This is a genomic window from Sphingomonas sp. (assembly GCF_036387535.1).
GTDB lineage: Bacteria > Pseudomonadota > Alphaproteobacteria > Sphingomonadales > Sphingomonadaceae > Sphingomonas_R.
Window position 1 is genome coordinate 1 of record NZ_DASVTO010000043.1, and the last position, 4,865, is coordinate 4,865.

At 65.9% G+C, this 4,865-nt stretch carries 6 protein-coding genes; 4 read left to right on the forward strand and 2 right to left on the reverse strand.

The window, feature by feature from the left end:
* The coding region (locus VF649_RS03495) for a glutamate racemase (protein WP_331010569.1) at positions 1–538 on the forward strand (538 nt) is incomplete at its 5' end.
* A gap of 111 nt (positions 539–649) precedes the next feature.
* Entirely contained in the window at positions 650–1,864 is a 1,215-nt protein-coding gene (gene hemA / locus VF649_RS03500) for a 5-aminolevulinate synthase (protein WP_331010570.1), read from the forward strand.
* Between the two features lie 84 nt (positions 1,865–1,948).
* On the opposite strand, the gene VF649_RS03505 is transcribed toward hemA, so the two are convergent.
* Positions 1,949–2,407, reverse strand: coding sequence for a DUF3429 domain-containing protein (locus VF649_RS03505; protein WP_331010571.1), 459 nt, complete (start codon positions 2,405–2,407; stop codon positions 1,949–1,951).
* Between the two features lie 35 nt (positions 2,408–2,442).
* Positions 2,443–2,913, reverse strand: coding sequence for a hypothetical protein (locus tag VF649_RS03510; RefSeq protein WP_331010572.1), 471 nt, complete (start codon positions 2,911–2,913; stop codon positions 2,443–2,445).
* A 93-nt stretch (positions 2,914–3,006) separates the two neighbouring features.
* On the opposite strand from VF649_RS03510, the gene rpiB reads away from it, so the two are divergent.
* Together rpiB and glyA are read left to right on the forward strand one after the other, a co-directional pair.
* Entirely contained in the window at positions 3,007–3,480 is a 474-nt protein-coding gene (rpiB, locus tag VF649_RS03515; protein WP_331010573.1) for a ribose 5-phosphate isomerase B, read from the forward strand.
* A complete protein-coding gene (gene glyA, locus VF649_RS03520; RefSeq protein ID WP_331010574.1) occupies positions 3,477–4,790 on the forward strand; it encodes a serine hydroxymethyltransferase in 1,314 nt (437 codons plus the stop codon). The genes rpiB and glyA overlap by 4 nt, the downstream gene beginning before the upstream one ends.
* The last annotated feature ends 75 nt before the right edge of the window (positions 4,791–4,865 follow it).

Consider the following 4,865-nt stretch of genomic DNA (forward strand, 5'->3'; position numbering starts at 1 on the left):
CGCCGCGCTCGACATGCCCGTGGTCGGCACCGTTCCCGCCATCCGCCCCGCCGCCGCGCTGACGCGGACCCGCGCGATCGGCGTGCTGGGCACCGACGCCACCGTGCGTCAGCCCTATGTCGACCGGCTGACCGCCGAATATGCCGCCGATGCGCTGGTGCTGCGGCATGGGTCTGCCGCGCTGGTCGAACTGGCCGAGGCGGAGCTGCGCGGTGAGGCGACCGATCCCGCCGCCTATCGCGCGGTGCTGGCCGGCCTGCTGGATCAGCCCGGCGGCGACCGTGTCGATACGGTCGTGCTCGCCTGCACGCATTTCCCGCTGGTCGCGGATCAGCTCGCCGCCGCCGCGCCGCGCCCGCTCGCCTTCGTGGATGGCGGCCCCGGGATCGCGCGCCGCGTCGCCCATCTGACCGCGGGTCAGGATTGGCCGGACGTGCCGCCGCCCGGCATCGCCGTCTTCACGGGTGCGATCGATCCCGGCTCCGCCTTCCGCGCCCATCTGGCGCAGCGTGGCCTCGCCACGATCGATCGTCTGTAGGATATCGATCACAGAGACAAAATGTCTCGCAATGCTGCACTGCGATCAGGCTGGAAATCGTAAGGACTCGGTCGTACAGCGTGGTGATCTCATGTCTCCGGAGTGCCCCGGTTGGATTATCAGCGCGTTTTCAATCAGGCGATCGACCGGCTGCATGCCGAAGGCCGCTACCGGGTGTTCATCGACATCCTCCGCAACAAGGGGGCGTTTCCCAACGCGCGCTGCTTTGCCGGTCATAACGGGCCGAAGCCGATCACCGTCTGGTGTTCCAACGACTATCTTGCCATGGGACAGCATCCAAAGGTCGTGTCCGCGATGGAGGAGGCCCTGCACGATGTCGGCGCGGGCTCCGGCGGCACCCGCAATATCGGCGGCAACACCCATTATCATATTCAGTTGGAAAACGAGCTTGCCGACCTGCACGGCAAGGAAGCCGCGTTGATCTTCACCTCCGGCTATGTCTCGAACGACGCCACGCTGTCGACGCTGGCGAAGATCCTGCCGGGCTGCATCATCTTCTCGGACGAACTGAATCACGCCTCGATGATCGCGGGCATCCGCAATTCCGGCTGTGAAAAGCGCGTCTTCCGCCACAATGACCTCGATCATCTGGAAGAACTGCTCGCGGCAGAGGATCCGGACGTACCGAAGCTGATCGCCTTTGAAAGCGTCTATTCGATGGACGGCGACGTCGCGCCGATCGCCGGCATCTGCGACCTTTCGGACAAATATAACGCGCTCACCTATCTGGACGAGGTTCACGCCGTCGGCATGTACGGCGCGCGTGGCGGTGGCATTTCGGAACGCGATGCCGTCGCCGACCGCGTCAACATCATCGAAGGCACGCTGGGCAAGGCGTTCGGGGTCATGGGCGGATACATCGCCACCGACCGCACGATCGTCGACGTCATCCGCAGCTATGCGCCTGGCTTCATCTTCACGACCTCGCTGTCGCCCGTGCTGGTCGCGGGTGCGCTCGCCAGCGTCCGCCATCTGAAGGCATCGGCGGAGGAACGCGACGGTCAACAGGCCGCGGCCGCACGGCTGAAGGCGATGTTTGCGGATGCCGGATTGCCGGTCATGCCGTCCACCACCCACATCGTGCCGCTGATGATCGGCGATCCGGTCAAGGCGAAGCGTGTCAGCGACATCCTCCTTGCCGAATATGGCGTCTATGTTCAGCCCATCAACTATCCGACCGTCCCGCGCGGCACCGAACGCCTGCGCTTCACCCCCGGACCCGCGCATAACGAAGCGATGATGCGCGACCTGACTGGCGCGCTCCTTGAAATCTGGGACCGCATGGAACTTCGCCTGGCCGCGTGATCCTGCCCGGTGACGTGATCGAACCGGCATGACTGATAACCGTCACCCCGGCGCAGGCCGGGGTGACGATGGTCAGGCAGAACATCAGGCCAAAATCCCCGCCAACACCGTAAGCCCCCCCAGCCCCAGCGACAACACCAGCCGCAACCACCCCCACCAGCGGCCGATCAGCCCGTCGCGCACCAGCCCGCGATCGACCAGCCAGCTGGCGGCGATCGCCAGCCCCAGCATCAGCAGCAACGGCCGCAACAGCCCCGGTCCTGCCAGCCCCTGCACGCAAAATCCCAGCAGCGACGCGCCGATGCCCAGCAGCAACAGGATCGCGCGCGGCAGGCCGTCAGCCCGCGTCAATGCGATCCCCCACCAGCTTCCGCCCAGGAACGACAGGATCAGCGCGCCATAGACCAGCGCCAGTTGCGCCGGGTTCAGCCAGCCCATGCCAAGTAACGGCGCCAGGACCGCCGCCGCCTGCGGCAACAACCCCGCCAGTCCCAGCACGATCGCCAGCCGGTCCGGCGCGCGCGCCTCAACATCATCGATCATGCCATCACCCTTGTTCACGGTCGCCGGAGGTTCGCTCAATCCCGGCAATATCCTTCCACCCCGGCCTGCACGATCAGGCAATCCTTCTTCTGCGCCAGCCATTTATACCCGGTCTCCGCGCCCGTCCCCGGCCGCGCGCTCAACGTCTCGCCGCGCCGCACGAAGCGGAGCGTCTCGCCCGCCAACCCGCCATCGAACGTCGTTTCGCTGTCCAGCGTGTCGCGGTTGCGGATGCGATAGCCGCCATCCGGCTTGGCCTCGACCACGAACGACAGCCCTTCCGGCCCGGTCCAGGTGCCCAGGAAGAATTCACGCGTACCCTCCGCCCGCTGCTGGTCCGCGGCGGACATTTCGGCATACTCCGGCACCGCCGCGGGCTCGGCCGACTTCGGCACTCCGGTCGCGATATTGGTCGCGGTCACATCACCACCACCGGACCCGCCACCGCCGCATCCCGCCAGCACCGTCAGGATCATCACCGCCATCCGTCGCGTCGCATGCTGCATCGTTCATTCTCCACGCTGGCCTTATCGACCCCATACACCTACTAAGCGCGCAAACCCCGTCCTGTCTCCCGACTCGTTCAGAAACGGACCGTCATGTCATCCAGCGTATCGCCCCGCCGCATCGCCATCGCTTCCGATCACGCCGCCTATGACATGAAGGCCGCTTTGGTCATCTGGCTTCGCGATGCCGGCCATGACGTGGTCGATCTCGGACCGAACGACACCGCCCGCGTCGATTATCCCGATTATGGCTATGCGCTCGCCACCGCGATCGCGGACGACCGCGCCGAACTCGGCATCGCACTCTGCGGGTCGGGCATCGGTATTGCGATCGCGGTCAATCGCCACCCCGCGATGCGGTGCGCGCTGGTGTCGGACGGTCTGTCAGCGCGGCTGGCGCGGGAACATAATGATGCCAACGTCGTCGCGCTCGGTGCCCGCCTGATCGGGATCGAAACCGCGCGCGATTGCGTCGCCCAGTTTCTCGGTACCGGTTTCGCGGGCGGCCGCCATGCCGACCGCATCGTGAAACTGTCCAATCCCCCGCACGCGAAGGATCCCGCATGAGCACCAATCCCCGCACGGTCGACGATATCCGTCCCGAAGGCTTCTTCTCGCGCGGCCTGTCCGAAGGCGACCCCGCGGTATTCGCCGGCCTGTCGCGCGAATTGACGCGCGAACGCAAGCAGATCGAACTGATCGCGTCCGAAAACATCGTGTCGAAAGCGGTGCTGGAGGCGCAGGGCTCGGTCTTCACGAACAAATATGCCGAAGGCTATCCCGGCAAGCGCTATTATCAGGGCTGCGCCCCGTCCGACATCGTCGAACAGCTCGCGATCGACCGCGCAAAGCAGCTGTTCGGCTGCGGCTTTGCCAATGTGCAGCCGCATTCGGGTGCGCAGGCGAATGGCGCGGTCATGCTGGCGCTGGTCAAGCCGGGTGAAACCATCCTCGGCATGTCGCTCGACGCCGGCGGTCATCTCACCCACGGCGCGCGTGCGGCGATGTCCGGCAAATGGTTCAACGCGGTCCAGTACGGCGTGCGCCAGGATACCCAGCTGATCGATTATGACCAGGTCGAGGCGCTCGCGATCGAACATCAGCCGAAATTGCTGATCGCCGGTGGCTCCGCCTATCCGCGCATCATCGATTTCGCGCGGTTCCGGGCGATCGCGGACAAGGTCGGCGCCTATTTCCTGGTCGACATGGCGCATTTTTCCGGTCTGGTCGCGGCCGGCGTGCATCCCAGCCCCTTCGGCCACGCCCATGTCGTCACCACCACCACGCACAAGACGCTGCGCGGCCCGCGCGGCGGCATGATCCTGACCGATGACGAGACGCTGGCGAAGAAGTTCAACAGCGCCGTGTTTCCCGGACTGCAGGGTGGCCCGCTGATGCATGTCATCGCGGCCAAGGCGGTGGCGTTCGGCGAAGCGCTGACGCCGGAGTTCAAGGCCTATAGCCGCTCGGTAGTCGAAAATGCGAAGGTGCTGGCCGCCCGGCTCAAGGAACGCGGCGCCGATCTGGTCACCGGCGGCACCGACACGCATCTCGCGCTGGTCGATCTGCGTCCGCTGAACGTCACCGGCCGCGATGCGGACGAGGCGCTGGAACGCGCCGGCATCACCTGCAACAAGAACGGGATTCCGTTCGATCCGTTGCCGCCGGTCAAGACCTCGGGCATCCGGGTCGGCACCCCCGCCGGCACCACCCGCGGTTTCGGCCCGGCCGAATTCCGCGACATCGCCGACATGATCGCCGACGTCCTGGACGCGCTGTCCAAGCACGGCGAACAGGGCGACCCCGCGGTGGAGGCCGACGTCAAGCGCCGCGTCGAAGCGCTGTGCGACCGCTTCCCGATCTATCCGGAGCTTTGACGGCCAGCCACCATCACCCAACTTGTCCATCCCCATCCGTTCGGTTCGAGCTTGTCGAGAACCCTCCGCCAGGTT